Annotated in this window: 26 protein-coding genes; 14 read left to right on the top strand and 12 right to left on the bottom strand. The window is 72.2% G+C overall.

The window, feature by feature from the left end:
- Positions 1–55: 55 nt before the first annotated feature.
- The 3 genes from ACFYYW_RS04305 to ACFYYW_RS04295 all read right to left on the bottom strand — a co-directional run bounded on the left by ACFYYW_RS04305 (position 56) and on the right by ACFYYW_RS04295 (position 3,126).
- Entirely contained in the window at positions 56–1,600 is a 1,545-nt protein-coding gene (locus tag ACFYYW_RS04305; protein ID WP_387644916.1) for an alkaline phosphatase D family protein, read from the bottom strand.
- Positions 1,601–1,717: 117 nt separating this feature from the next.
- Entirely contained in the window at positions 1,718–2,308 is a 591-nt protein-coding gene (locus tag ACFYYW_RS04300) for an HAD family hydrolase (protein WP_387644913.1), read from the bottom strand.
- On the bottom strand, positions 2,305–3,126 hold the full coding sequence (locus ACFYYW_RS04295; RefSeq protein ID WP_387644910.1) for a hypothetical protein: 822 nt from the start codon (positions 3,124–3,126) through the stop codon (positions 2,305–2,307). Before ACFYYW_RS04295 ends, ACFYYW_RS04300 begins: the two co-directional genes overlap by 4 nt.
- Before the next feature lie 155 nt (positions 3,127–3,281).
- Here ACFYYW_RS04295 and ACFYYW_RS04290 point away from each other — a divergent pair, with 155 nt between their 5' ends.
- Positions 3,282–3,548: a helix-turn-helix transcriptional regulator gene (locus tag ACFYYW_RS04290; RefSeq protein ID WP_352327449.1), complete on the top strand. Its 267-nt coding sequence runs from the start codon at positions 3,282–3,284 to the stop codon at positions 3,546–3,548.
- Between the two features lie 20 nt (positions 3,549–3,568).
- Here the strand turns inward: ACFYYW_RS04290 and ACFYYW_RS04285 are convergent, their stop codons facing one another.
- Positions 3,569–4,357 carry a hypothetical protein gene (locus ACFYYW_RS04285; protein WP_387644908.1) on the bottom strand — a complete coding sequence of 263 codons (789 nt, stop codon included), beginning with the start codon at positions 4,355–4,357 and terminating at the stop codon, positions 3,569–3,571.
- Positions 4,358–4,502: 145 nt separating this feature from the next.
- Between ACFYYW_RS04285 and arfB the strand changes: the two genes are divergently transcribed.
- On the top strand, positions 4,503–4,913 hold the full coding sequence (gene arfB / locus ACFYYW_RS04280; protein ID WP_352327447.1) for an alternative ribosome rescue aminoacyl-tRNA hydrolase ArfB: 411 nt from the start codon (positions 4,503–4,505) through the stop codon (positions 4,911–4,913).
- Positions 4,914–4,925: 12 nt separating this feature from the next.
- Here the strand turns inward: arfB and ACFYYW_RS04275 are convergent, their stop codons facing one another.
- From ACFYYW_RS04275 to ACFYYW_RS04255, 5 genes are all read right to left on the bottom strand, one after another.
- A complete protein-coding gene (locus tag ACFYYW_RS04275) occupies positions 4,926–5,459 on the bottom strand; it encodes an NAD(P)H-dependent oxidoreductase (protein ID WP_352327446.1) in 534 nt (177 codons plus the stop codon).
- A gap of 96 nt (positions 5,460–5,555) precedes the next feature.
- A complete protein-coding gene (locus ACFYYW_RS04270) occupies positions 5,556–7,523 on the bottom strand; it encodes an ABC1 kinase family protein (protein WP_387644905.1) in 1,968 nt (655 codons plus the stop codon).
- Between the two features lie 69 nt (positions 7,524–7,592).
- Complete coding sequence (locus ACFYYW_RS04265) at positions 7,593–8,522, bottom strand: acyl-ACP desaturase (protein WP_387644903.1); 930 nt, start codon at positions 8,520–8,522, stop codon at positions 7,593–7,595.
- Between the two features lie 79 nt (positions 8,523–8,601).
- Complete coding sequence (locus tag ACFYYW_RS04260; RefSeq protein ID WP_352327443.1) at positions 8,602–8,784, bottom strand: hypothetical protein; 183 nt, start codon at positions 8,782–8,784, stop codon at positions 8,602–8,604.
- Between the two features lie 163 nt (positions 8,785–8,947).
- Complete coding sequence (locus tag ACFYYW_RS04255) at positions 8,948–9,688, bottom strand: HAD-IIA family hydrolase (protein ID WP_387645496.1); 741 nt, start codon at positions 9,686–9,688, stop codon at positions 8,948–8,950.
- A gap of 100 nt (positions 9,689–9,788) precedes the next feature.
- On the opposite strand from ACFYYW_RS04255, the gene ACFYYW_RS04250 reads away from it, so the two are divergent.
- The 8 genes from ACFYYW_RS04250 (at position 9,789) to ACFYYW_RS04215 (ending at position 18,714) form a co-directional block, all read left to right on the top strand.
- A complete protein-coding gene (locus ACFYYW_RS04250; protein WP_387644900.1) occupies positions 9,789–10,982 on the top strand; it encodes a M20 family metallopeptidase in 1,194 nt (397 codons plus the stop codon).
- Positions 10,982–11,947: a zinc-dependent alcohol dehydrogenase family protein gene (locus ACFYYW_RS04245; RefSeq protein ID WP_387644898.1), complete on the top strand. Its 966-nt coding sequence runs from the start codon at positions 10,982–10,984 to the stop codon at positions 11,945–11,947. The genes ACFYYW_RS04250 and ACFYYW_RS04245 overlap by 1 nt, the downstream gene beginning before the upstream one ends.
- Before the next feature lie 170 nt (positions 11,948–12,117).
- Positions 12,118–13,950 (top strand): ABC transporter substrate-binding protein, encoded by a 1,833-nt coding sequence (locus tag ACFYYW_RS04240; RefSeq protein ID WP_387644895.1) that lies wholly within the window; start codon positions 12,118–12,120, stop codon positions 13,948–13,950.
- A gap of 3 nt (positions 13,951–13,953) precedes the next feature.
- Positions 13,954–14,961 carry an ABC transporter permease gene (locus ACFYYW_RS04235; protein WP_352328224.1) on the top strand — a complete coding sequence of 336 codons (1,008 nt, stop codon included), beginning with the start codon at positions 13,954–13,956 and terminating at the stop codon, positions 14,959–14,961.
- Positions 14,958–15,863, top strand: coding sequence for an ABC transporter permease (locus ACFYYW_RS04230; RefSeq protein WP_387644892.1), 906 nt, complete (start codon positions 14,958–14,960; stop codon positions 15,861–15,863). The genes ACFYYW_RS04235 and ACFYYW_RS04230 overlap by 4 nt, the downstream gene beginning before the upstream one ends.
- Positions 15,864–15,866: 3 nt before the next feature.
- Complete coding sequence (locus tag ACFYYW_RS04225) at positions 15,867–16,853, top strand: ABC transporter ATP-binding protein (protein ID WP_364413312.1); 987 nt, start codon at positions 15,867–15,869, stop codon at positions 16,851–16,853.
- Positions 16,850–17,860 (top strand): ABC transporter ATP-binding protein, encoded by a 1,011-nt coding sequence (locus tag ACFYYW_RS04220; RefSeq protein WP_387644889.1) that lies wholly within the window; start codon positions 16,850–16,852, stop codon positions 17,858–17,860. The genes ACFYYW_RS04225 and ACFYYW_RS04220 overlap by 4 nt, the downstream gene beginning before the upstream one ends.
- Complete coding sequence (locus ACFYYW_RS04215) at positions 17,860–18,714, top strand: GNAT family N-acetyltransferase (RefSeq protein ID WP_387644887.1); 855 nt, start codon at positions 17,860–17,862, stop codon at positions 18,712–18,714. Before ACFYYW_RS04220 ends, ACFYYW_RS04215 begins: the two co-directional genes overlap by 1 nt.
- Positions 18,715–18,716: 2 nt before the next feature.
- On the opposite strand, the gene ACFYYW_RS04210 is transcribed toward ACFYYW_RS04215, so the two are convergent.
- Positions 18,717–19,829: an exo-beta-N-acetylmuramidase NamZ domain-containing protein gene (locus ACFYYW_RS04210; protein WP_387644885.1), complete on the bottom strand. Its 1,113-nt coding sequence runs from the start codon at positions 19,827–19,829 to the stop codon at positions 18,717–18,719.
- Positions 19,830–19,886: 57 nt separating this feature from the next.
- On the opposite strand from ACFYYW_RS04210, the gene murQ reads away from it, so the two are divergent.
- Genes murQ through ACFYYW_RS04195 form a run of 3 tightly spaced genes read left to right on the top strand, consistent with a single transcriptional unit; the run spans position 19,887 to position 22,319 of the window.
- The gene (gene murQ / locus ACFYYW_RS04205; RefSeq protein ID WP_352328218.1) at positions 19,887–20,786 is read left to right on the top strand and encodes an N-acetylmuramic acid 6-phosphate etherase; all 900 of its coding nucleotides are present in this window, start codon (positions 19,887–19,889) and stop codon (positions 20,784–20,786) included.
- 56 nt (positions 20,787–20,842) lie between these two features.
- Positions 20,843–21,937, top strand: a complete 1,095-nt coding sequence (locus ACFYYW_RS04200) for a serine hydrolase domain-containing protein (RefSeq protein WP_387644881.1) — start codon at positions 20,843–20,845, stop codon at positions 21,935–21,937.
- A 4-nt stretch (positions 21,938–21,941) separates the two neighbouring features.
- A complete protein-coding gene (locus ACFYYW_RS04195) occupies positions 21,942–22,319 on the top strand; it encodes a VOC family protein (protein WP_387644878.1) in 378 nt (125 codons plus the stop codon).
- Here ACFYYW_RS04195 and ACFYYW_RS04190 read toward each other — a convergent pair.
- Entirely contained in the window at positions 22,316–23,212 is an 897-nt protein-coding gene (locus ACFYYW_RS04190; RefSeq protein ID WP_387644876.1) for a TIGR03619 family F420-dependent LLM class oxidoreductase, read from the bottom strand. The genes ACFYYW_RS04195 and ACFYYW_RS04190 overlap by 4 nt on opposite strands.
- Positions 23,213–23,359: 147 nt before the next feature.
- Between ACFYYW_RS04190 and ACFYYW_RS04185 the strand changes: the two genes are divergently transcribed.
- Positions 23,360–23,599, top strand: a complete 240-nt coding sequence (locus ACFYYW_RS04185) for a hypothetical protein (protein ID WP_387644874.1) — start codon at positions 23,360–23,362, stop codon at positions 23,597–23,599.
- Between the two features lie 76 nt (positions 23,600–23,675).
- Here the strand turns inward: ACFYYW_RS04185 and ACFYYW_RS04180 are convergent, their stop codons facing one another.
- Positions 23,676–23,987, bottom strand: coding sequence for a hypothetical protein (locus ACFYYW_RS04180; protein WP_387644871.1), 312 nt, complete (start codon positions 23,985–23,987; stop codon positions 23,676–23,678).
- Positions 23,988–24,022 lie beyond the last annotated feature (35 nt).

Raw genomic sequence — 24,022 nt, 5'->3', positions numbered from 1 at the left:
AGGACCGCGCTCCCGCAGGTCCCCGGTCGACGAAGACTGCGCACCCCGCCGTCCCTCAACCATGGCGGGGTGCGGCCCGGCCGGCGGCCGAGCGGGGCGGTTCGGCCGGGATCGTGAGCCGGTGGGCGGTGCGGGCCCGCGCGCCGCGCCGGGAGATGTAGTCGAGCGTGCGGAAGTCCACCGACAGCTCGTCCCGGGTCAGCCGCGCCATGAGGTAGCCGCGCCGCTGGTCGATGTAGGAGATGTGCGGGTTCTCCTGCAGGGCCTCGGCGATCCAGGTGCGGTCCCGATAGCCGTCGCCGTCGCTGGCGATCGACGACGTCACCAGCTCCCTGGCCACCACCGGCGAGTCCGGGTCGTCGAAGTCGGTCTTGAGGTCGGCCAGGTGGTGCATGTGCGCGTCCCCGGTCAGGACGACGGGGTTCAAGGTGCCCGACAGCGACCCGAGCAGGCGGGTGCGCTCGGCGGCGTAGCCGTCCCAGGAGTCGAGGTTCACCTCGCGGCCGGGCCCGGTCTTGTAGTCGCGCTGGGCCATCAGGATCTGCTGGCCCAGCAGGTTCCACCGGGCGCCGGACCCGCTCAGCCCCTCCTCCAGCCACCGCCACTGGGCGGACCCGAGCAGCGTGCGCCCGTCGGACAGCCGTTCGTCGCAGCCGGCCCGCACCCCGTCCAGGCAGGCCTGGTCGTCGCGGAACTGGCGGGTGTCCAGCAGGTGGAAGCGGGCCAGCGTCCCCCAGGAGACGCGCCGGTTGATGCGCAGCACCGCCCCCTGGAGGCTGGCGCGGCGCAGCGGCATGTTCTCGTAGTACGCGCGGAAGGCGTCGGCGCGGCGGCGGGCGAAACCGGGCGCGCCGGTGCTGGAGACGGGGCCGGCCCAGTTGTTCTCCACCTCGTGGTCGTCGAAGGCCACCAGCCAGGGCGCGACCGCGTGCGCGGCCTGCAGGTCGTGGTCGCTCTTGTACTGGGCGTGCCGCAGCCGGTAGTCGGCGAGGGTGGCGCACTTGCCCGGCGTGTGCGTGCGCACCCGTCCGGCCAGGGCAGTGTAGCCGCTGGGGCCGTACTCGTACATGTAGTCGCCGAGGAAGACGACCAGGTCGGGCTCCTGCTCGGCCAGGCGGCGGTAGGCGGTGTAGTAGCCGTGCTCGTAGTGGGCACAGGCGGCCACGGCGAAGGTGAGCGGGCTCTCCCCGGCGGGCGTCGTCCGGGTGCGGGCGGCGGGCGAGAGCCTGCCCTGGCTCCTGAACCGGTAGAAGTAGTCGCGGCCGGGCTCCAGCCCGTCCAGCTCGACGTGCACGCTGTGGGCGTCGCGCGGCCGGGCGGTCACGGTGCCCGACCGGACGACCGAGGAGAACCGCTCGTCGGTGGCGACCTGCCAGTCGACCTCGACGTCGCGGGCGGGCATGCCGCCGCGGCCGTCGCCGCCGAGCGGGTCGACGGCCAGCCGGGTCCACAGGACGAAGCCGTCGGCGGAGGGGTCGCCGGAGGCCACGCCGAGGGTGAACGGGTCGGATCTCAGTGTCGTGGCGGAGGCGGGCGGGGTGACGGCGCGGGGCGCGACGAGGCCGGCTGCCGCCGCTGTCAGGAACGTTCTGCGGTCCACGCTCCAGGTATGTCCGCCCGCGCTGACCCCGTCGTGGCCCCGTCATGACAGCGGAGTCAAGCGTGGGTGAACAGCGCCGGTCGCCCGGCGGGAGGCCGGCGGGGAGCCGGCGGGCGGTCAGCGGGGCAGCTCGCGCAGGGACTTGCGGAGCGCGGCGGCGCTGGTGAACAGCACGCCGGTCATGCCCGCGCGCTCGGCCCCCTCGACGTTCTCGGCCCGGTCGTCGATGAAGACGATCTCGGACGGGTCGGCGGCCAGCTCGCGGGCGACCTCGTCGAAGATCTCCCGGTCGGGTTTGACCAGGCCCATCCTGCCGCTGTAGAAGCGGTGGCCGATGGCGGCGATCCAGGGCAACTCGTCGAGGCCGTCGGCGATGCAGACGGGCGCGTTGGACAGCAGCGCCACGCCGTCGCCCGCGTCGAGGATCTCACCGAGGACGGCGACCGTGCCCTCGTCGGGGTAGGCCCAGCTCGCGACGTCCATGGCCACCAGGCGGGCGACCTCGGACGGGGTGGCGGCCCGGCCCAGCACGGCCGACCAGTAGGCGACGGGGCTCAGGCTGGCCCGGTCGAACTCCAGGCGGTGCTCCCAGTAGCGGCGCAGGAACGCCTCGGGCTCCACGCCGACGGCCAGCGCCATGGCCTCGGCGTCGGCCGCGGGCTGCGGCAGGGACAGGACGTTGCCGTAGTCGAACACAATCCACGTCATGCAAGGAATGGTCGCAGATGCGGGTCGAGCGCCGGGCAGCCCAGGTATTTCTCGGCCGTGTGGAAGTCGATCCAGTCGAGGTTGACCAGTTCCTCGACGTCCACGCCGGTGAAGCTGGCGCGCAGGGCGGGCGGGATGGCGGCGATGTCGTCCTTGTCGGCGATGTTCACCCAGCGGGCGACGTTCTTGGGGCGTTCGCCGAGGCCGTTGACGGGGGCGGGCAGGAGGCGCTCGAAGACGACGTTGCGCATGCCGAGCGGGCTGCCGAGCGTCAGGAGCAGGTCCACGGGCAGGTCGGGGTTGGCCCACAGGGCCTCGTAGGCCACGACGCTGCCGAGCGAGTGGGCGATCACCACCCGCGGCCGGTTCCTGCGGATGGCGTCGGCCACGGCCTGCCGGCACCGCTCGCGCCGCTCCTGGTCGGTCAGGTAGACCGCGACCTCGGGCGCGAACAGCTTGGCGAACGCCGCCGACCTGCTGTCGAGCTTGCCGAGCAGCCATCCGGTGAACGACTTGAGCGCGCCGGTGACGTGCTCGCCGAGCCCGAGGTCCTTGGCCCATTCGACGAGCACCTGCTGGGTGGCGGCCTCGACGCGCGCCGCCGCCTGCTTGGAGCTCTCCCCGGGCTTGGGGTCGCGCAGCAGGTGGGAGAAGTAGGCGACCTCGCTGAAGTAGGCGGCCGTCTCACCGCCGAGCGCCGCGTGCAGGTAGCGGTCCCACTTGAGCCGCATGGCCGTGGCGGCCCCGGCGGCCGACCCGCCGGCCTCCAGGTAGTAGTTGTACTTGCCGATCCCGTGCACGCCCACGATGGCCGTCACAGCGCCTCCCCCTGACCGCTCGGTCTTCCCGCGGATATTGGCATACGCCGCCGGTCCCCGCCCGTCAAGAGCCGCCCGAGTTTAGTCTTGCCTAAAGGTTTAGGTAGAGCTAAAGTGGAGTCACGAGGACGGACAGCGTCGAGAGCGAGACCGACATGGCCTTTCGCCGGAACCCCCGTGACGAGGTGGGCGGTCTCGCCCAAGAGGTCGTCGACGAGATCACGTGGTACATGCGGGAACACAAGATCACCCGCGCCGATCTGGCCGCGTCGCTGGGCGTCTCGCCCGGCCGGGTGAGCCAGATACTCTCCGGCGACGAGAACCTGACGCTGCGCACGCTCGGCGCGGTCGTCGACGCGCTGGGCGCCCGCCTGGAGCTCACGCTCGGCGACGCCGAGGGCTCCCCCACCGCCCTGACCTGAGCGCCGGCCGTCATTCCCGGTCAGCGGGCGCGGGCGATGTGCTCGCCGTGCTCGCCGCCGCAGGCCCGTGACGGCGGCACGTACGCCGGCAGCGAGCGGTAGCCGGCCCGGTAGGCCGCGGCCAGCAGGCGCAGCACGTCGTTCTCCGCGTCGTGCCGCAGCACGCCGTGCAGCCGGTTGAGGTTGCCGAGGTAGCGCTCGTACCTGGGGATCCTGGTGTGGCGGGAGAGGGTGAGCGCGGTGGCCACCTTCGAGCGGGCGGCGCCGTCCTCGATCAGGGCGGCCACGTCCAGCCGGCGTTCGACGGCGTCCAGGCGGGCGTGCACCCGTTCGCGCCGCCGGTCGTCGGCCGACAGCCGCTCGCGGATGCGCTCGTGGTAGCGGGCCGCGGCCAGGCTCAGCTCGTAGACGTTCCAGGACGGGTCCACCCGCTTCTCGCACCAGACGCGCTCGTCCTCGGCCATCGCCTGATCGAGCCGGGCCAGCAGCGACACCAGCCAGAACGTGGCCGCCTCCCGGGCCAGCGAGCGCCGCTCGTCCTGCCTGGCGCGCATCTGGCCGAGCCACAGTCCGCTCGGCGCGGCCGCGCCCAGGACGGTGGCCAGCGAGTCGCTCAGCAGCGCGTGCCCGGCCAGCGCGGCGCCGGCGGACAGGCCGCCGGTGAGCAGGCTGACGGCGACCGCGAGCCGCCGCCCGGCGGGTCCGAAGGGCCGCCCCTTCCCCTGGCACCTCAGCAGCAGGAAGACGACGGCGGAGACCACGGCGAGCCCAACGGTCAGCGCCGCCTGCGCGACCCACTTCGGGTCCATGGAATGTGCCCTTCCCGCGAAATGTTCTCTCCATATTCGCAGCGAGGGCAGTGATTGAAAATGCCGTTGCGGACGGCATATGTCGCTCATATACGGTGACACTCATCTGAGCAAGACGCATTCCCCCGGAACAGGAGCTCCCGCCATGCCCGGCCCGCTGGTCGTGAACGACTCGATCGTCATCCCCGACGCCGAGCTCGTCTGGCGTTTCTCCCGTTCCTCAGGTCCGGGCGGCCAGGGCGTCAACACCACCGACAGCCGAGTGGAGCTGATCTTCGACGTGGCCGCGAGCACGGCGATCCCGCCCGCGCTCAAGGCCCGCGCGCTCGACCGGCTGGGCGCCGCCACGATCACCGTCGTGGCCTCGGAGTACCGGTCCCAGCTGCGCAACAGGGAGGCCGCCGGTCACCGGCTGGCCCAGCGCGTCCGGGAGGCCGTCGCGCCGCCGCCCAAGCGCCGCCGCCCGACCAAGCCCAGCCGGGGCGCCGTCGAGCGGCGCATCGCGGGCAAGAAGCACCGTTCCGACGTCAAGCGCCTGCGCCGCGACCCCCACTGAGCCGGCTCAGGATCACAGCGAGAACGCCGGTTCCCTGACGCCCGCCGGGCAGAGCTGCCCGATCACCGCGCGCACCTGGCCGCGCAGCACGGGGTCGGTGAGGTGGCCGTCGTCGTCGAAGTGCGGGCAGGCCGGCGAGATGACCAGCTCGGCGCCCATCACGACCGCGTCCGCGCCCTGGAGCTGCTTGTAGAGCTCCGCCTGCGCCCACATCGCGCCGCACGCCCGCGCGCTGGCGCTCATCACCGCCACGTGCTTGCCGGACAGCACGTCGCCGGCCGAGAGCCATTCCAGCGTGTACGTCAGCTCCGGCGGCAGCAGGCTGTGCTCGGGAGCCGTCAGCAGCACCGCGTCGGCCCCGGCGACCAGCCCGAGCAGTTCCCTGGCCGCCACCGGCACCTTGCCCGGCTGGTACGGCGGGACGTCGCCCATCCCCGTCCAGATCTCGAACCGTACGCCTTCCGGCAGTTCGCCGCCCGCTGCGTCCAGCAATCTGTTGATGAAAGACCCCGCGTGGAGACTGGCGGCGATCCCGATGATTTTCACCTACTGCTCCCCAGGCGTTCCGGTGTCACCTGGAAACTTCCCGATGCCTCGGATGTCCAAGACCAGCCCGAGGTCAAAAGCAGCTCAGTCTTCGCCTCAGCGCCGGTGACGCTCCTGGTCAGGCGGGCGGCGGAAGATCAGCGCGAGCACCCGGAGCACCATGATGGAGGCGATCACCAGCAGGTTGTAGCCGAGGAGCTGGTACAGGCTCGTCGTGCCGACCACGACGGGCCCGCCCTCGATGCCGAGCAGCAGCACGGCCATGAGCCCGGCCGTGGCGCCGAGCACGGTGAGCAGCACCTGGTGGACCAGCCCGGTGACGTAGCGGCGGTCGCGGTCGTCGGCCAGCAGCCGGACGTTCAGGCTGAACCTGCCGTGCTCGGCGGCGCTGGCGATGCGCTCGACCCGGCGCGGCAGGCGGCGCAGCATCGGCAGCAGCGCGGCCAGCTCCTGCCCCACGGCCTCCTTGACGGACTCCGGCCCGGCCCGCTCGGCCAGGTAGCGCCCGGCGAAAGCGCGGGCCTCGCCGATCAGGTTGAATCCGGGCGACAGGCGCACCAGCGTGCCCTCCAGCGTGGCCAGGGCCCGGAACACGGCGGCCACCTCGGGCGGCACGGACAGCCCGTACGTCGAGACGATCTTGAACAGGTCGGTGAACATCTGCACGCTGTCCATGCCGGGCCCGAGGTGCCTGGCCATGAACTGGCCGAGCGCCCGCTCCAGCGCCGCCTCGTCGATCTCCTCCGGCCGCGGGACGACCTCCAGCAGCGCGTCGGTGACGCCGAGCGGGTCCTGCCGGTTCATCGCGAGCAGGAAACGCTGCAGGGCCGAGCGGACGGAGCCGTCCAGGCGGCCGACCGAGCCGAAGTCGAGCAGGCCGAGCGTGCCGTCGTCGAGCAGCATGAGGTTGCCCGGGTGGGGGTCGGCGTGGAAGACGCCCTCGACGAGGATCTGCCGGAGCAGGCAGTCGAGCAGGTCGCGGGCCAGCGCGGGCCCCTGCCCGGGGGCGGCCGCGGTGACCGGCCCGCCCGACAGGCGCCGCATGACCAGCACCTGCTCGGTGCAGAGGGCGGGGAACGGCTCGGGGTAGGTGACGCCGCCGCTGCCGGAGGCGGCCACGGCGGCCATGTTGGCGGCCTCGACGCGGAAGTCCAGCTCCTCGCGGATGGCGACGGCGAACCCCTCGGCCAGGTCGCGCAGCCCCAGCGAACGCCCCCACCGGGTCCTGGACTCCAGCGTGGCGGCCAGCCGGCGGACGATGTCGAGGTCCTGGGCCACCACGCCCTCGATGCCCGGCCTGCGCACCTTGACCACGACGTCCTCGCCGGTGTGCAGGCGGGCGGTGTGGGCCTGGCCGATGGAGGCGGCGGCCAGCGGCGTCCGGTCGAAGGCGGCGAACACCTCCTCGACCGGCCCGCCCAACTCGGCGGCGAGCACCGGCTCGATGCGCTCCCACGGCGCGGGGGCGACGTGGTCCTGCAGGCGGCCCAGCTCGTCGATGAACTCGGCCGGCAGCAGGTCGCGCCGGGTGGACAGCACCTGACCGAGCTTGACGAAGGTGACGCCGCCGTCGTCGAGCGCCTGGCGCAGCGACCTGGCCAGGCGCACCTTGCCCGACCTGTCCTCCAGGCTCTCGCCGCGGCCCCGCAGGTAGGGGCCGAGGCCGTGCCGGAACGCGATCCTGGTGATCTGCGAGTAGCGCCGGGCCCGGCGGATCCGGCCGCGCAGCGAGCGCAGCACCTCCAGCGGCCCCGGCACCGAGCCCGGCGGGACCAGCGCCTCGGCCAGCACCAGGATCACCATGGGGATGAGCACCATGCACATGGCGATCAGGAGCAGCAGCCCGAGCGCGCCCGCGTCGGGCGTGGTCTGCGGGTCGACCGGCCCGAACGAGGCGATCACCGGCGTCAGCATCGGCTGGGCCAGGCCCCAGGCCACCATCGCGGCCAGGAAGGTGCGTAACGCGCCGAACCTGACCCCGAGCAGGCGTTGGGCCGCCGTCGCCAGCAGCAGGATCATCACCAGGATGGCGAGCGAGACGAACAGCGTGCCCAGGAGCTCCATGAGGAGGGATCATGCCACGGCCGCGCGGACGGCCGTGCGGACGGCAGTGCGGACGGCGGCGGCCCGGCGTCAGCCCCTGGCGGCGGCGCGGGCGCGGCGCTCGTCGCGGCGCTCGACGAACCGGGCGGCCGTGACCTCGGTCTTGGCCAGGAACGCCGACAGCTCCTCGCGAGCCTGCTCGCCCTCGGCGTCGAGCCCGGTCTTGTCGAAGACCGCCCACTGGCGCAGCACCGGCATGAGCACGTCGTCGAGGTGCAGGCGAAGGTCGTAGATGCCCTCGTGGGCGATGATCATGGCCTTGCGGGCGAAGCCCTCCATGCCCGTGCCGGGCATCTGGAAGGTGGTGACGACGTCGGTCACCGCGCGCATGGTCTGGTTGGGGTCGAGCTCGAAGGCCGCCTTGAGCAGGTTGCGGTAGAAGAGCATGTGCAGGTTCTCGTCGGCGGCGATGCGGGCGAGCAGGCGCTCGCAGCCCTCGTCGCCGGAGGCCCGGCCGGTGTTGCGGTGGGAGATGCGGGTGGCCAGCTCCTGGAAGGAGACGTAGGCGAGCTGCTGGAGCATGGTGTTGTACTCGGTGACGAAGCCCTGCTCCATGTGGTGCATGCGGGCCCGCTCCAGCGCGACCGGGTCGACCGCGCGGGTGACGGTGAGGTAGTCGCGCAGGGCGGTGCCGTGGCGGTCCTCCTCGGCGGTCCAGCGGTGGACCCAGGTGCCCCACGCGCCGTCACGGCCGAACGTGGTGGCGATCTCGTGGTGGTAGCTGGGCAGGTTGTCCTCGGTGAGCAGGTTGACGATCAGCGAGATGCGGGCGGCCTCGGGGATCTTGGAGTCGCCCTCCTGCCAGGCCTGGCCGCCGTAGATGCCGTCGAAGTCACGTCCTTCGCTCCACGGGATGTACTCGTGCGGGAACCACTCCTTGGCCGTCGCGTTGTGGCGATCGAGCTCCACGCCCACGACGGGTTCGAGCTCGTGCAGCAGTTCCGTCTGAGACATCGCCATAAAGATCTTCTCCTTCAGGTTACGGGACCGTAGGTTAGGCTACCCGAAGGCCATGTGATGCGGTGTCGACCTCGTTGTCCTAAATGCCGGCGCGTTGCAGCAGCCGGTCCAGTTTGATGTTGAGGTCGAGGATCTCCGAGCGCAGCGAGTTGAACTCCTCGGCCATCGCCGTCCTGACGAACCGCAGCTCCTCGGTCACCTCGACGCGCAGCGTCGCCAGCTCCGCCGCCGGCCCCTGCTCCCCCGGATCCTCACGCCACACGGCCGCCTCCTCGCATTCGGCAAGTCACCTTCCGCGACCAAGGATCGCAGCCGGACGCGGCCCGCGCCGCCGGACGGCGGCCGCCGGGAGTGGTTTTCTTCTCCCGGGCCACGATCCTTCGCGCCCCGGAAGAAGACTTGTCATCCCGGGCGGGTCGCCGGGCTCAGATCAGGTCGACGAGGTCGGCGACCGACTCGACGACCAGCGAGGGACGGTAGGGGAAGCGGTCGATCTGGTCGCGCTGGGTGACGCCGGTCAGCACCAGGATGGTGAACAGCCCCGCCTCCATGCCGGAGACGATGTCGGTGTCCATGCGGTCGCCGATCATGGCGGTGGTCTCGCTGTGGCCCTCGATGGCGTTGAGCGCGCTGCGCATCATGCGGGGGTTGGGCTTGCCCACGAAGTACGGCTCGACGCCGGTGGCCTTGGTGATCATCGCGGCCACCGCGCCGCAGGCCGGCAGCGAGCCCTCGGTGGAGGGGCCGATCGGGTCGGGGTTGGTGGCGATGAAGCGGGCGCCGGCCTCGATGAGCCGGATCGCGCGGGTGATCTGGGTGAAGCTGTAGGTGCGGGTCTCGCCGAGCACGACGTAGTCGGGGTCGAGGTCGGTCAGGACGTAGCCGACCTCGTGCAGGGCCGTGGTCAGGCCGGCCTCGCCGATCACGTACGCCGAGCCGCCGGGGCGCTGGTCCTCGAGGAACTGGGCGGTGGCCAGGGCGGAGGTCCAGATGGACTCGGCGGGCACGTCGAGCCCGGCGCCGGCCAGGCGCACCGACAGGTCGCGCTGGGTGTAGATGGAATTGTTGGTCAGGACCCGGAACTTCTTGTCGGACTCCTTGAGCCGCTTGATGAATTCGTCCGCACCGGGGATCGGCCGCCCCTCGTGGACGAGGACGCCGTCCATGTCGGACAACCAGGAGTCGATCCGCTTACGCTGAGTCACCCGTTCATGGTATCGAGCGTGCCTTGTCGACTTCTCGCCGCACACGTGAACAATGTTCATCATGTCGTTCACCGAATCCGCCCTGGACATGCGGGACGAGCTCGTCCAGCTCCGCCGCTCCCTGCACACCACCCCCGAGCTCGGCCTGCAACTGCCGAGGACGCAGGAGAAGGTGCTGGCCGCGCTCGACGGGCTCCCCCTGGAGATCACCACCGGCAAGACGCTCAGCTCGGTCACCGCGGTGCTGCGCGGCGGCCGTCCCGGCCCCGCGGTGCTGCTGCGCGGCGACATGGACGCCCTGCCGGTGAGCGAGCGCAACGACCTGCCCTACATCTCCCAGCACCCCGGCCAGATGCACGCCTGCGGCCACGACCTGCACACCGCCATGCTGGCCGGCGCGGCCCACCTGCTCAGCGCGCGGCGCGCGGACGTCGCCGGTGACGTGATCTTCATGTTCCAGCCGGGCGAGGAGGGGCACGACGGCGCCAAGCACATGATCGGCGAGGGCGTGCTCGACGCGGCCGGCGCCCGGCCGGTGGCGGCGTACGGGATGCACGTGGTGTCGGCGATGCTGCCGCCGGGGTTGTTCGCCTCCCGGGGCGGCCCGATGATGGCCGCGGCCGACGTGTTCTGCGTGACGGTCAAGGGCACCGGCGGGCACGGGTCGAGCCCCCACCGCGCCAAGGACCCGATCGCGGCCGGCTGCGAGATGGTGACGGCGTTGCAGACGATGGTGACCCGCACGTTCGACGTGTTCGACCCCGTGGTGATCACCGTGGGCACCTTCCACGGCGGCTCGGCCGACAACGTGATCCCCGACGAGGCGCGTTTCGAGGCGACCGTGCGCACGTTCAGCAAGGAGCACCGGACGCTGGTCAAGCGGCGTCTGGTGGAGGTGGTCGAGGGCATCGCGGCCGCGCACGGGCTCTCGGTCGAGACGTCGTTCGGCATGGGCTACCCGGTGACGGTCAACGACCAGGGCGAGGCGGGGTTCGTCTCGGCGACCGCCGACGAGCTGTTCGGGCCGGGCCGCTACTTCGTGGCGCCGCAGCCGGTCATGGGGTCGGAGGACTTCTCGTACGTGCTGGAGGAGGTGCCGGGCGCGTTCGTCTTCCTGGGGGCCTGCCCGCCCGACCGCGACCCGGCCACGGCGCCCTACAACCACTCGCCGGACGCCGTCTTCGACGACTCCGTGCTGCCCGACGGCGCCGCGCTGTACGCCTCGCTGGCCTACGAGCGCCTGTCGAGGGCGTGATGCGCGCCTGGGTGGTGGACCGGCCGGGGCCGATGGCGACCGGCCCGCTCGTGCGGGTGGAGCGGGACGTCCCCGAGCCGGGCCCCGGCGAGGTGCTGGTCCGGGTGGAGGCGTGCGGCGTGTGCCGGACCGACCTGCACCTGGCCGAGGGCGACCTCGCGCCGCGGCGGCCGCGGACCACCCCCGGGCACCAGGTGGTGGGCCGGGTCGAGGGCTCCGGCGAGCGGGTGGGGGTGGCCTGGCTGCGCTCGACGTGCGGCCGGTGCCGCTACTGCCTGCGCGGCACGGAGAACCTCTGCCCGGACTCCGCCTACACCGGCTGGGACGCCGACGGCGGCTACGCCGAGTACGTCGTGGCCCCCGCCGACTATGTCTATCCCCTGCCGGCCGACGTGCCGGCCGAGCGGCTGGCGCCGCTGCTGTGCGCGGGCATCATCGGCTACCGGGCGCTGGCCCGCTGCGACCTGCCGCCGGGCGGCCGGCTCGGCATCTACGGCTTCGGCTCCTCGGCCCATCTCACTGCGCAGGCGGCCGTCGCGCAGGGCGCCACGGTGCACGCGGTGACCAGGTCGGACGCCTCCAGGCGGCTGGCGCTGGAGCTGGGCGCGGCCTCGGCGGGCGACCGGCCGCCCGAGCCGCTGGACGCGGCGATCCTGTTCGCGCCGGTCGGCGACCTGGTGCCGCCCGCGCTGGAGGCGCTCGACCGCGGCGGGACGCTGGCGATCGCCGGCATCCACCTGACCGACGTGCCCGCGCTGAACTACGAGCGGCACCTGTTCCAGGAGCGCACGCTGCGCAGCGTGACCGCCAACACCAGGGCCGACGGCCGGGCCTATCTGGAGCTGGCGCTGGCCCATCCGCCCCGGGTGGCGACCACGCTCTACCCGCTGGAGGAGGCCGGCCGGGCGCTGGCCGATCTGGCCGCCGACCGCGTCAGCGGCGCCGCCGTGCTGGTCGTGGACTGAAGCCCCGCTCCGTCGCACGATGGAGATTGGCGCCACGGCGGACCTCTATGAAGGAAAGTTACATTACACTCACAACATCTGGAGATTATTGACGCTGCCTGCTGGCGACCGTAGGGTCCGGTCAATTCCCTACAGATCCTCAACAGGTCCGACATCCCCCGGAGCGGCAGATGAAGCGACTGGCAGCGGTAGTGGCGTTGCTGGGCCTCGCCACCGCCACAGCGGCGTGCAGCGGTGGTACTAACAACAAGTCCGGCGGCTCGAGCGGTGGTGGTGGCGGGCTCTTCACCACGATCGACGTCAACAGGCCGGGCCTGGAGGCCACGGCCCCGGCCAACCCGTACAACCCGAAGGGCAACTCCTTCCCCGGCTACACGGCGATGAAGCTGGGCTGGGTCAAGAACCACCTGACCGACCCCAACCAGGCCCTCCCCGGCATCGCGGCGAGCTGGGAGATCGCGCCGGACAACTCGGCGATCACCCTGAAGCTCCAGCCGAACGCCAAGTGGTCCGACGGCAAGCCGGTCACCGCCGAGGACGTCAAGATGTCCATCGGCATCGCCTACACCCAGGGCAGCACGGCGTTCTCCATCACGCCGGGCGCCGCGGGCGCGGCGGCGGACGTGACCGTGGTCGACGACCACACCCTCAAGATCACCCAGGACATGGCGAACCCGAGCCCCAAGTTCGCCCGCGGCGTGCTCGACACGTTCGTCCTGCCCTCCCACGTGTGGAGCAGCGTGCTCCCCGCGGACTTCTGGGACCAGCTCAAGGCCTCCAGGGGCGAGGGCGCCGCGGCCGACAAGGCCCGTGAGACCATCACCGGCCTGGGCGAGAAGGTGCTCACCTTCGCCCCGCCGAAGGACACCTCGGCCGGCCCGTTCGTGCTGGAGCGGGTGAACCCGTCCGAGGCGCTGCTGGTCAAGAACAAGTACTTCTACAACGCCGCGAACGTGGCGCCGGCGCAGGTGAAGTTCCTCAACTACACCGGCAACGAGCAGATCTGGAACTACCTCACCGCGGGCAAGCTCGACCACGCCGGCTTCACCGCCGCGCCGTCCGACGTGATGAACCGGATCAAGGCGGCCGCCGGCAACGAGGTCATCAAGGGCTACTCGCCGGTCGCGGTGAGCATGGCCTTCAACCAGTCCAAGAAGCCGTACGACGACGTGCACGTGCGCCGCGGCCTGGCCTACCTGATCAACCGCGAGGAGGTCACCAAGGTCGCCTCGCCCGAGGGCGGCACGGCGGCGGTCACCACCAGCGGCATCCACCAGAAGGCCGCGCAGGCGTGGATCCCCGACGAGCTGCCCAAGCTGGAGCCGTACGCGCCCGACGTGGCCAAGGCCGAGGCGGAGTTCAAGGAGGCCGGCCTCACCAAGAAGGACGGCAAGTGGACGCTGGCCGACGGCTCGGCGTGGAAGGTCTCCATGCACGCGCCCTCCGGCTTCTCCGACTGGCTGTCGGCGCAGGAGAACATCAAGAGCCAGCTCGTCAAGGCCGGCGTCGACGCCGAGGTCGTCACGACCGCCGACTACCCCCTCTACCTGGAGGAGCTGGCGGCCGGCAAGTACGACGTGGGCTTCTGGCTGATGGCGCTCGGCCCCGCGCCGTACGACATCTACCAGCGCCTGTACGGCGCCTCCAACGGCTGGACCAACGTCGCGGGCAAGGTCAAGCACTCCGAGCCCGGCAAGGCCGGCAACTGGATGGGCGGCCCCGAGGAGATCGAGGTCGACGGCGCCAAGATCAACCCCGGTGAGCTGACCGGCAAGCTGAACTCGGCCACCGAGGAGCAGGCCAAGCCGATCATGGCCCAGCTCGCCAAGGCCGCCAACCAGGACCTCCCGGTCATCCAGCTCTGGGACTACGTCAACACCCAGTTCGTCAACAACAGCCGCTTCACCGGCTGGCCGCACGACGACGAGATCCTGCGCATGGGCGCCGGCGTCCTGCCCTCGGGCGTCTGGATCCAGCTCGGCATGATCAAGGCGAAGTCGTAGTTCATGGCGCTCATCGCACGACGACTCGCGGGCCACCTGGCCCGCGGGTTCGTCATGATCCTCGTAGTCGCGACGATCAGCTTCTTCATCATCAACAACATCCCCGGCGACCCGATGGCCGCCCGCTACGAGAAGCTGGTCGAGCAGGGCATGTCGCCCGAGGCCGCCGCGCAGGCCGTCAAGGTCCTGTACGGCTTCCTGCCCGACGGCACGCTGTGGCAGCAGTACACCGACTACATGTCCGGCCTGCTCCACCTCGACCTCGGCATGTCGGTCAGCCGGCCCGGCACCTCCGTGGTGGACGTGCTCACCGACGCGGCCAAGTGGACCGTTCTACCGGTGCTGGCCGGCACGCTGCTGAGCTTCCTCGTCGGGATCCTGCTCGGCGTGTACGCCGCCATCAAGCGCACCGGCAAGCTGGGCGACGCCCTGGCCATCTCCGGCTCGCTGCTGCACGGCATCCCGCAGTACGTGCTGGCGATGCTGCTCGTGGTGATCTTCGCGACGCTGCTCCCGATCCTGCCGGCCGACGGCTCGGTGGACATCCTGTTCGAGCCCGGCTTCAACGCCGGCTACATCGGCTCGCTGGTCGAGCACGCGGTGCTGCCGGTGGCCACGTACGCGCTGTCGGCCTACGGCGGCTGGATCCTGGCGATGAAGTCGAGCGTGGTCACCGTGCTGGGCGACGACTTCATCCTGGCCGCCGAGCTGCGCGGCATGAAGCGCTCGATCGTGTTCCGCTACATCGCGCGCAACGCGATCCTGCCGCTGTTCACCATGCTCGCCCTGTCGCTGGGCCTGCTGCTGGGCGGCGCGGTGTTCATCGAGAAGATCTTCAACTACCCGGGGCTCGGCTGGCTGCTGATCAGCGGCGTCCAGGACCGCGACTACGGCCTGATGGGCGGGGCGTTCCTGCTGATCACGGTCGGCACGATCATCGCCAACATCGTCGCGGACCTGTTCTACACGGTCATCGACCCGCGGGTGCGCAGCGGAGAGGAGGGCTCGTGAGCGCCACGCTCATCCCTGAGGCCGCGCCGGCCGCCTCGGCCATGCGCCGCAACTTCTGGAACGGCGTCTGGCGGGTGATGAAGCGCAAGCCCAGCCGCATGGCCGGGGTCGTCATCATCGCCGGCTTCATCGTCATGGCGGTGCTCGGGCCGATGCTGCTGCCCGAGCACCTGCCGGGCAACGCGGGCGCGATCACCCAGCCGCCGAGCTGGGACCACTGGTTCGGCACCGACCCGCAGGGCCGGGACGTGACCGCGCTGGTCATCAAGGGCTCGCGTTACGTCCTGCTCACCGCCCTGGTCACCGCGATCATCACGGTCGTCGCCGGCACCGCGATCGGCCTGTTCTCCGGCTTCAAGCGGGGCCGCTGGGACACCGTGCTCATGCGGCTGACCGACATGAAGCTCACCATCCCCGGCCTGCCGCTGCTGCTGGTGCTGGCGACCGTGTGGAAGTTCGGCAACCCCTTCCAGATGGGCCTGGTGCTCGGCCTGCTCGGCTGGGGCGGCGTGGCGCGGGCGGTGCGCGCGCAGACGCTGTCGCTGCGCGAGCGCGGGTTCATCGAGGCCGCCCGCGGGCTCGGGCTGTCCACCACGCACATCATCGGCAAGGAGCTGCTGCCGAGCATGGCGCCCTACATCGCGATGAACATGCTCATCGCGGTCACCGGCGCGGTCTACTCGCAGGTGGGCCTGTTCTTCCTGGGCGTTCTGCCGTACGAGTCGGACAACTGGGGTGTGATGCTCAACCTCGCCGTGTTCCAGGCGGGCGCGATGATCACGCCGAACGCGCTGGGCTACCTGCTGGCGCCGCTGCTGGCGATCCTGCTGCTCACGCTCGGCATCGTGCTCGTGGTGGACGCCATGGACGAGATCTTCAACCCCCGGCTGCGCGAGGAGTAGCAAGTGGCCGAACAAGCGCCGGGAGTGCGCATCGACGGCCTGACGGTCGTCTACAAGACCCCCGCGGGCGAACTGCCCGCCGTCCGGGACGTCACGCTGACGCTGGAGCCGGGCACCATCACCGGCATCGTCGGCGAGTCCGGCTCGGGCAAGTCCACGCTGGCGCTGTCGCTGCTCAACGCGGTGCAGCCGCCGGGCAGGATCGCCGCGGGCAGCGTCGAGATCGACGGTCTCGGCGACGTGACCGGTTTCGCCGGCGAGGAGCTGCGCAAGGCCCGCGGCCGGCACATCGGGTACGTCTTCCAGGCCGCCCAGAACTCGCTCAACCCGCTCAAGACGGTCGGCAAGCAGCTCCTCGACCTGGGCCGCTCGCACGGCGTGGAGGACCTGCGCGGCCTGGTCCGCGAGGCCAAGGAGCTGCTGGGCCGGATGGGCCTGGACGGCGCGCGCGTGCTCGACTCGCACCAGCACGAGCTGTCCGGCGGCATGCGCCAGCGGGTCGGCATCATGCTGGCGCTGGTGCTCAACGCCCACCTGGTGGTGCTCGACGAGCCGACGACCGCCCTGGACATGATCACGCAGGCGAACATCCTGAAGATCGTCCGCGAGGTGCACGCCGAGCGCGGCCTGACCACGCTGGTCATCACGCACGACATCGGCGTCGTGGCCGAGGTCGCCGACCGCCTGGTCGTCATGTACGGCGGCCGCCTGGTCGAGCAGGGCCCCACCCGCGAGGTGCTCGGCTCCCCCAGCCACCCCTACACCCGGGGCCTGATCAGGGCCATCCCCCGGCTCGTGGGCGACATCGCCGAGGCCCAGGCGCTGCCCGGCCGGCCGCCGACGCTGGCCACGGTGCCGAAGGAGGGCTGCGTGTTCAGGGAGCGCTGCGCGCTGCGCATGGACGTGTGCGACACCGTCGACCCGCTGGCCGTGGCGCATGGATCGAGGATCGTGGCCTGCCACGCCGTGACCGTGAAGGAGCACGCGTGATCACCGGGACCGGCATCGTCAAGACGTACAAGCAGCGCGGCAACGTGCTGGCCGGGCGGGAGGTGCGGGCGCTGCGCGGGGTGGACTTCGCCATCCCCAAGGGCGGCGCGGCCTCCTTCATCGGCGAGTCCGGCTGCGGCAAGACCACGCTGGGCCGGATCATCGCCGGGCTGGAGACCTACGACGAGGGCGAGATCGTCATCGGCGACGTGTCCATGTCGGGGCTCAAGCAGAAGAAGCGCCAGCCGTACTTCCGCAAGATCCAGATGATCCACCAGGACCCGTACTCGGCGCTCAACCCCACCCGGACCATCCACCAGACGCTGTACGCGCCGCTCAGCCTGCGGGCCGGGCAGACCGGGCGGTCGAAGGAGTGGATCGAGGAGCGGGCCGCCGAGGTGCTGTCGATGGTGGGCCTCGACCCGGGCTCGGTGCTGGGGCGCTACCCGCACCAGCTCTCGGGCGGCATGCGGCAGCGGGTGGTCATCGCCCGCGCGCTGACCGTCGACCCGGAGATGCTGGTCGCCGACGAGGCCGTCTCGATGATCGACGTCTCGCTCCGGCTGGGCATCCTCGCGCTGCTGAAGGACCTGCGCGAGCGGCTGGGGGTGAGCGTGCTGTTCATCACCCACGACGTGGCCACCGCCCGCTACATCGGCGACGACGGCGAGCTCTACGTCATCTACCGCGGCCAGGTCGTCGAGCGCGGCCCGGTGGACACGGTCATCGCCGACCCGGTGCACCCGTACACGCAGTCGCTGCTGTCGGCCATCCCCGTGCTGCACGGCCTGGAGGAGCCCGGCGCGCAGCCGGTGACGCCGCTGGAGTCGCTGGACGAGAGCAAGGCCGACGAGGGCTGCCTGTTCGCCCGCCGCTGCCCCTTCCGCGGCGAGCGGTGCGCGAGCGAGCGGCCGTTGCTGCAGATCACCGAGGGCGTGCCGCAGCAGCACGCGTGCTTCTACCCCGAGCGGCGCGACGTGATCGCGCGCCCGATGAGCGAGGTGTGATGTCGCCCACCGTCCGCGGCGCGGACCTGGCCGAGGCCGCCCGGGTGGCCGCCGCCGCGCTGACGCTGGACGCGCCCGAGGCCCCCGACCTGGTCCGGCGCCTGGCCGAGCCGCCCGCCGAGCGCCGCTGGACGGCCCTGGCGACCGACGGCGGGGTGGTGATGACGTCGGTCTCCTCCAAGGACCCCGAGGTCGGGCACCTGGACCTGCTGGCCGTGCACCCCTCGGTCCAGGGCCGCGGGCACGGGCGGGCGCTGGTGCGGGCGGCCGAGGAGTGGCTGCGGGGGCACGGCGTGCGGCAGGCGCGCTTCGCCGGGAACCCGCCTTGCTACGCCTGGCCCGGCATCGACGTGCGGTACACCGCCGCCGCCTGCCTGGCCGAGAGCCTGGGCTACGAGCGCTACCACGTCGCCTGGAACATGACCGCCGACCTGCGGGCCGACCTGTCCGTCGAGGACGACCTGGCGCGGCTGGAGCAGGCGGGGGTCACGGTGCGGGCGGCGGGCGCCGACCGCTCGGCCGTGGCCGCGTTCGTCGAGGAGCACTGGAACGAGCGGTGGGCCTGGGAGGCGGCCAACGCGACCGGCCTGCACTACGCCGAGCGCGACGGGCAGGTCCTGGCCTTCGCCGCCTGGGGGGCGCGGCCGGCCTGGTTCGGCCCGATGGGCACCGCGCCGGACGCCCGCGGGCTCGGCCTCGGCGGGGTGCTGCTGCGCCGCTGCCTGGCCGAGCAGCGGGCCGCCGGTCAGGAGAGCGCCGAGATCGGATGGGTGGGGCCGTTGCGGTTCTACTCGCGCGCCGTGGGCGCGCGAGCCGAACGCGTCTTCTGGCTCTACCGGCGCGATCTGGCCTGATGTCAGCTGTAGAGCAGATGTCCTTCCGGACGGCCGGGCGGCGGGCACAGCTCGCGCGGGTCGTCCCCGGCCTCCAGGCAGCGCGTGAGCGTGTCGGAGCCCCACAGCAGGTCGAGGAACAGGTCATCGCCCTTCCAGACCAGGTCGTCCGGGTAGAGGACGCGGGCCGTGTGCAGCATCGACAACCCGGTCAGCACCGGCCGGAAGGCCCGCGGGTCGTGCACGTGCAGCTGCACCCCGCGGACGGGGACGCCCGCGTGCTTGTGGAACGTCGGGGTGAACCAGGTGTCCCTGAACCGCACGCCGGGCAGCTCCAGCCCGTTCAGGGCGGCCGCGTAACGCTCGTCCGCGTACGGCGCCCCGACCAGCTCGAACGGCCGGGTGGTGCCGCGGCCCTCGGAGAAGTTGGTGCCCTCGAACAGCCCGGTGCCCGGGTAGACCAGCGCGGTGTCGGGGGTCGGCATGTTGACCGAGGGCATCACCCAGGGCAGGCCGGTCTCCGCCCAGCTCATGTCCCGCCGCCAGCCCTCCATCGTCACCACCCGCAGGTCGGCGTCGAAGCCGAACAGCGCCGCCAGCTCCCCCGCGGTCCTGCCGTGGCGCACGGGCAGCGGGAAGCGGCCCACGAAGCTGGCGAACGCCGGGTCCAGCAGGGGGCCCTCCTCGACGGTCCCGCCCAGCGGGTTGGGCCGGTCCAGCACCACGAACGACAGGCCCAGGCGGGCGGCCGAGGCCAGCAGGTCGTACATGGTCCACACGAAGGTGTAGAAGCGGGCGCCCACGTCGGCGATGTCGAAGACCAGCGTGTCCACGCCGGAGGCGGCGACCACGCGGTCGAGGTCGTCGCCCGACAGCTCGTGGGTGTCGAAGACCGGCAGTCCCGTCGCGGGGTCCACCGCGTCGCGCTCGCTCGATCCCGCCTGGGCCGTGCCGCGCAGGCCGTGCTCGGGGCCGAACAGCGCGGTCAGGGGCAGGCCCGCGGCCAGCAGGGCGTCGGTCGTGGGGGTCAGGTCGGGCAGGACGCCGGTGGGATTGGTGATCAGGCCGAGACGGGCGCCGCCGGCCAGCGCGGGGTCCGCGGCCAGCCGTTCGGCTCCGGTGCGTACGTGTGACATGGATCCATTCTCTGAAAGATATTTACAACTGAGAAGTAAAGGGTGGAAATTAGCGTCATGATTGATCCGCTGCCCGAGCTGTCCACCGAGCAGAGCGATCCCCGCTACAGCCAGATCGACCGGCTGCCGACGGAGCAGATCGCCCGACTGATGAACCAGGCCGACGCCGAGGTGCCCGTGGCCGTGGCCGCGGCCGTGCCGGCGATCTCGGCGGCCATCGACGCGATCGCCGCCCGGATGGCCGAGGGAGGCAGGCTGCTGTACGTCGGCGCCGGCACCTCGGGACGGCTGGCCGTGCTCGACGCCAGCGAGTGCCCGCCGACGTTCGGCACCGACCCCTCGCTGGTGCAGGGCGTCATCGCGGGCGGGCCGGAGGCGCTGACCCGGTCCATCGAGGGCGCGGAGGACGACGCCGAGGCGGGCGCGGCGGCCATGAAGGACCTGCAGGTGGGCGCGCTCGACTCGGTGGTGGGCGTGTCGGCCAGCGGGCGGGCCCCGTTCGTGCTGGGCGCGCTGGCCGAGGCCGCCGGCCGGGGGGCGCTGACCGCGGCGCTGTCGTGCAACACGGGCGCGCCGCTGTCGGCCGCCGCCGAGCACGCGATCGAGGTCGTGGTGGGGCCCGAGGTGGTGGCGGGCTCGACCAGGCTGAAGGCGGGCACGGCGCAGAAGCTCGTGCTGAACATGATCTCGACGATCTCCATGGTCCGGCTGGGCCGGACCTACGGCAACAAGATGATCGAGATGTCGGCCATGAACAGCAAGCTCGCCTCCCGCGCGCTGCGCATGGTGAGCGAGATCACCGGGGCCGACGCCGCGACGGCGGGCGCGGCGCTGGAGGCGGCCGGCGGGCAGGCGAAGACGGCCGTGGTGATGATCCAGCACGGCCTGGACCCGGACGCGGCCCGCGCGCTGCTGGAGTCGCACGGAGAGCGGCTCAGCGACGCGCTCAGCGGCTGACGTACCGGACGGGACGCCCCGGGGACTGTCGGGGGCTTGACGAGGGGGGAACGGGGATGTCGGACCGGCTGGAGCGCCTGCTGGCCGCCGCGGTGCCCGAGGTGTGCCCGGCGGCGGTCGCGCTGATCGCCGCGCACGGCACGGTGACCGCCGCCGCGGCGGTGGGCGAACTGGTCAGGTACACCGACGCCGTGCCGACCACCGGATCGCACGCCGGGCCGGGGGCCCCCGGGACGCTCGCCGCCGAGCGGCCCCCCGCGCGCCGGGACTCGGTGTTCGACCTGGCCTCGGTCAGCAAGCTGTGCACCACGTCGGTGGTGCTCTCGCTCACCGAGGAGGGCCTGCTGGACCTGGACGAGCCGGTCCGGGCGTGGATCCCCGGGGCCGACCCGCGGATCACGCTGCGCCGCCTGCTCACCCACACGGCGGGCCTGACGCCGACCCGCCGGATCGACCTGGAGCTCCCGCAGGCCGGGCCGGAGGAGCGCATGGCCGCGATGCTCACCACGCCGGTCACCGGCCCGGTCGGCGGCCCCTACCTCTACAGCGACGTCGGCATGGTGATGGCCGGCCGGATCGCCGAGCTGGCCGGGTCCGCCCCGCTCGACGTCCTGGTCCGCGCCCGGATCACGGACGTGCTCGGCCTCGCCGGCACCGGCTACCGCCCGGTCGGCGGCGGCGGACGGGCCGAGCGCGTCGCCGCGACCGAGTTCAAGCCGGAACGCCCCGGCCCCGGCTGCGTGCGCGGCGAGGTGCACGACGAGACGGCCCACGCCCTGGGCGGGGTGGCCGGGCACGCGGGCCTGTTCGCCCCGGCGGACGACCTGCTGGCCTTCGGGGAGGCCCTGCGGCTGGGCGGGGGCGCGATGCTGAGCCCGTCGAGCGTGGCCGAGATGACCCGCGACCAGGGGGTGGAGGGGGCGGCGTTCCGGCACGGGCTCGGCGTGCGGATCGGCGACCCCGGCATCGTGGGCCCGCTGAGCGGCGCCTACGGCCACTCCGGGTTCACCGGGACGTCGCTGGTGGTCGATCCGGCGCGCGGGCTGACCGTGGTGCTGCTGACCAACGCCGTCCATCCGGTGCGCGGGCGGCCGGGGATGCGCGAGCTGCGGTGCGCGGTGGCCGCCGAGGCGCTGCGGCACGTAGCGTGAACGCATGCCCGTGCAGCTGAACCACACCATCGTCGCCGCCACCGACCGGGACGCCACGGCCGCCTTCCTGGTCGACGTCCTCGGCCTGGAGCCCGCGCCGGTCTACGGCCCGTTCCGGGTCGTGACGCTGGCCAACGACGTCTCGCTCGACGTGATGCAGGCCGACGGCGAGGTGACGCCGCAGCACTACGCCTTCCTCGTCGGCGAGGAGGAGTTCGACCAGATCTGGGGGCGGATCAGGAGCCGCGGCCTGACGTTCTGGGCCGATCCGGGGCACACCAGGCCCGGCGCGATCAACACCCACGACGGCGGCCGCGGCCTCTACTGGTCGGGCCCCGACGGGCACAACCTGGAGATCATCACGGTGCCCTACGGCGGTTAGGGCGCCAGCGCCTCCAGGGCCTCCTCGGCCCGGCGCATCGCCTCCCCCGCGTCGGCGGTGACGATCTCCTTGTCGAAGTTGAGGTCGTGGAAGACGTCCGTGACGCCCGCGGCGGCCAGGGCGGCGACGTCCTGCCTGATCTGCTCGTACGTGCCGGTCAGCGGCCGGCGGGCGTCCTCGGCGCCGGCCGGCCGCACCTGCGTGACGCCGCGGCAGACGTAGCGGAACGAGGCCGCGTCGCGCCCGGCGGCGGCGATCGCCTCCTTGATCAGAGCGATCCGGCCCTCGACCGCCGACAGGTCCTCCCTGCTGGAGCTGATCCAGCCGTCGGCCAGCCGGCCGGCCCGGCGCAGCGCGACCTCGGCGGTGCCGCCCAGCAGGATCTGCGGCGGCGCCGGCGCCGGCTTGGGGTCGATGTGGGCGGCCGGCACCCGGTAGAACTCGCCGTCGTGCTCGACGACGTCGTCCGTCCACGCCTTGCGCAGCAGCTCGACGAACTCCTCGCCCCTGCGCCCGCGCCGCTCCATGCCGACGCCGGCGGCCTCGAACTCCTCCGGCACCCAGCCGAGCCCGATGCCGGCGCTGACCCGGCCGCCGGAGAGGGTCTGCAGGGTGGCGAGCTGCTTGGCCAGCACGACGGGCTGCACGTACGCGTTGACCACGGCCACGCCCAGCCGGATCGTCCCGGTGATGCCGGACAGGTGCGCCAGCGTGACCAGCGGGTCGTGGACGCCGCGGTAGGTCGGCCCCATGGGATGCCCGACGGGGTACAGCAGCCGCTGGAACGTCCACAACTCGTGGTAGCCGAGCTCCTCGGCCCGCGCGGCGACGCGGCGCATGTTCTCGGGGGTGGCCCAGGGCCCTGACTGGGGTACGGCGAAACCGATTCTCATGCTCCCAGTCTGGCCGACCGGGGTTCGCGATCTCCAACCACACGAAAGGTGCAAGATCGACAAAAAGGGCATCTTTATGATCAAGAAGCGCTACCGTGGAAATGATCAACACGGCGCGTCCGCGCCGCCCACGAGGAAGGACGATGCATGCGACAGATGTCCGCACGGCTCGGCGTGGCCCTGGCCATGGCCGGGGCCCTCGCCGTCGGCACCCTCTCCGTCGCCGCCCCGGCCGGCGCCTCGGCCACGAGCTGGACCCCGTACCAGGCGTACCGCACCCTGCAGAACTGCGTGTCGGCGGGCACCACCCTGCTGGTCACGAAGGGATACAAGGAGTACGAGTGCCGCTGGGACAGCCCGTACTACATGCTCTGGCTGCGGAAGTAGCGGCGGCGGGCGCGGTCAGGCTCGGCAGCGCCTGACGGCGGCCCTCATCGAGGGGCCGGGTGGCTTCATCGTCAGGTCACCCGTGTCCACGCTCCCGCCGCGCACGGGCCCGCGCCCGCTCCAGCGAGGTCGCCCGCGCCAGCGCCGCCCGCGCCCGCTCGATCTCCTCCTGGCCCGGACCGTCCGCCGCCTCGGGCTCGACCGCCCACCGCGCCGGCTCCCGGGCGGCCTCCTGGTCCACGGGCCTCCCCCGGCGCGCCGCCGGACGCCGCTCCCGGCGGCGCCGGGCGGCCTCCTGATCATGCTCGCGCAGCGCCTGGGCGGCCCGCGGCGAGCTCGCCCTCAGCCACTCGCGCGCCAGCGCCGCCCACTCCTTCGCTTCCGCCATCACGACGGCATTTACCCCCAACACTGCCCAATACT

Origin of the sequence: Nonomuraea sp. NPDC001831 (assembly GCF_042892035.1) — a bacterium.
Lineage (GTDB): Bacteria > Actinomycetota > Actinomycetes > Streptosporangiales > Streptosporangiaceae > Nonomuraea.
This window is presented reverse-complemented; position numbering and strand designations above follow the sequence as displayed.

Coding starts and splice junctions, on each gene's coding strand:
- ACFYYW_RS04300 (WP_387644913.1), bottom strand. CDS start 2,308: ATGACGTGGATTGTGTTCGACTACGGCAACGTCCTGTCCCTGCCGCAG.
- ACFYYW_RS04290 (WP_352327449.1), top strand. CDS start 3,282: ATGGCCTTTCGCCGGAACCCCCGTGACGAGGTGGGCGGTCTCGCCCAA.
- ACFYYW_RS04285 (WP_387644908.1), bottom strand. CDS start 4,357: ATGGACCCGAAGTGGGTCGCGCAGGCGGCGCTGACCGTTGGGCTCGCC.
- arfB (WP_352327447.1), top strand. CDS start 4,503: ATGCCCGGCCCGCTGGTCGTGAACGACTCGATCGTCATCCCCGACGCC.
- ACFYYW_RS04270 (WP_387644905.1), bottom strand. CDS start 7,523: ATGGAGCTCCTGGGCACGCTGTTCGTCTCGCTCGCCATCCTGGTGATG.
- ACFYYW_RS04265 (WP_387644903.1), bottom strand. CDS start 8,522: ATGGCGATGTCTCAGACGGAACTGCTGCACGAGCTCGAACCCGTCGTG.
- ACFYYW_RS04255 (WP_387645496.1), bottom strand. CDS start 9,688: ATGGACGGCGTCCTCGTCCACGAGGGGCGGCCGATCCCCGGTGCGGAC.
- ACFYYW_RS04250 (WP_387644900.1), top strand. CDS start 9,789: ATGTCGTTCACCGAATCCGCCCTGGACATGCGGGACGAGCTCGTCCAG.
- ACFYYW_RS04245 (WP_387644898.1), top strand. CDS start 10,982: ATGCGCGCCTGGGTGGTGGACCGGCCGGGGCCGATGGCGACCGGCCCG.
- ACFYYW_RS04240 (WP_387644895.1), top strand. CDS start 12,118: ATGAAGCGACTGGCAGCGGTAGTGGCGTTGCTGGGCCTCGCCACCGCC.
- ACFYYW_RS04235 (WP_352328224.1), top strand. CDS start 13,954: ATGGCGCTCATCGCACGACGACTCGCGGGCCACCTGGCCCGCGGGTTC.
- ACFYYW_RS04215 (WP_387644887.1), top strand. CDS start 17,860: ATGTCGCCCACCGTCCGCGGCGCGGACCTGGCCGAGGCCGCCCGGGTG.
- ACFYYW_RS04210 (WP_387644885.1), bottom strand. CDS start 19,829: ATGTCACACGTACGCACCGGAGCCGAACGGCTGGCCGCGGACCCCGCG.
- murQ (WP_352328218.1), top strand. CDS start 19,887: ATGATTGATCCGCTGCCCGAGCTGTCCACCGAGCAGAGCGATCCCCGC.
- ACFYYW_RS04200 (WP_387644881.1), top strand. CDS start 20,843: ATGTCGGACCGGCTGGAGCGCCTGCTGGCCGCCGCGGTGCCCGAGGTG.
- ACFYYW_RS04195 (WP_387644878.1), top strand. CDS start 21,942: ATGCCCGTGCAGCTGAACCACACCATCGTCGCCGCCACCGACCGGGAC.
- ACFYYW_RS04190 (WP_387644876.1), bottom strand. CDS start 23,212: ATGAGAATCGGTTTCGCCGTACCCCAGTCAGGGCCCTGGGCCACCCCC.
- ACFYYW_RS04185 (WP_387644874.1), top strand. CDS start 23,360: ATGCGACAGATGTCCGCACGGCTCGGCGTGGCCCTGGCCATGGCCGGG.
- ACFYYW_RS04180 (WP_387644871.1), bottom strand. CDS start 23,987: ATGGCGGAAGCGAAGGAGTGGGCGGCGCTGGCGCGCGAGTGGCTGAGG.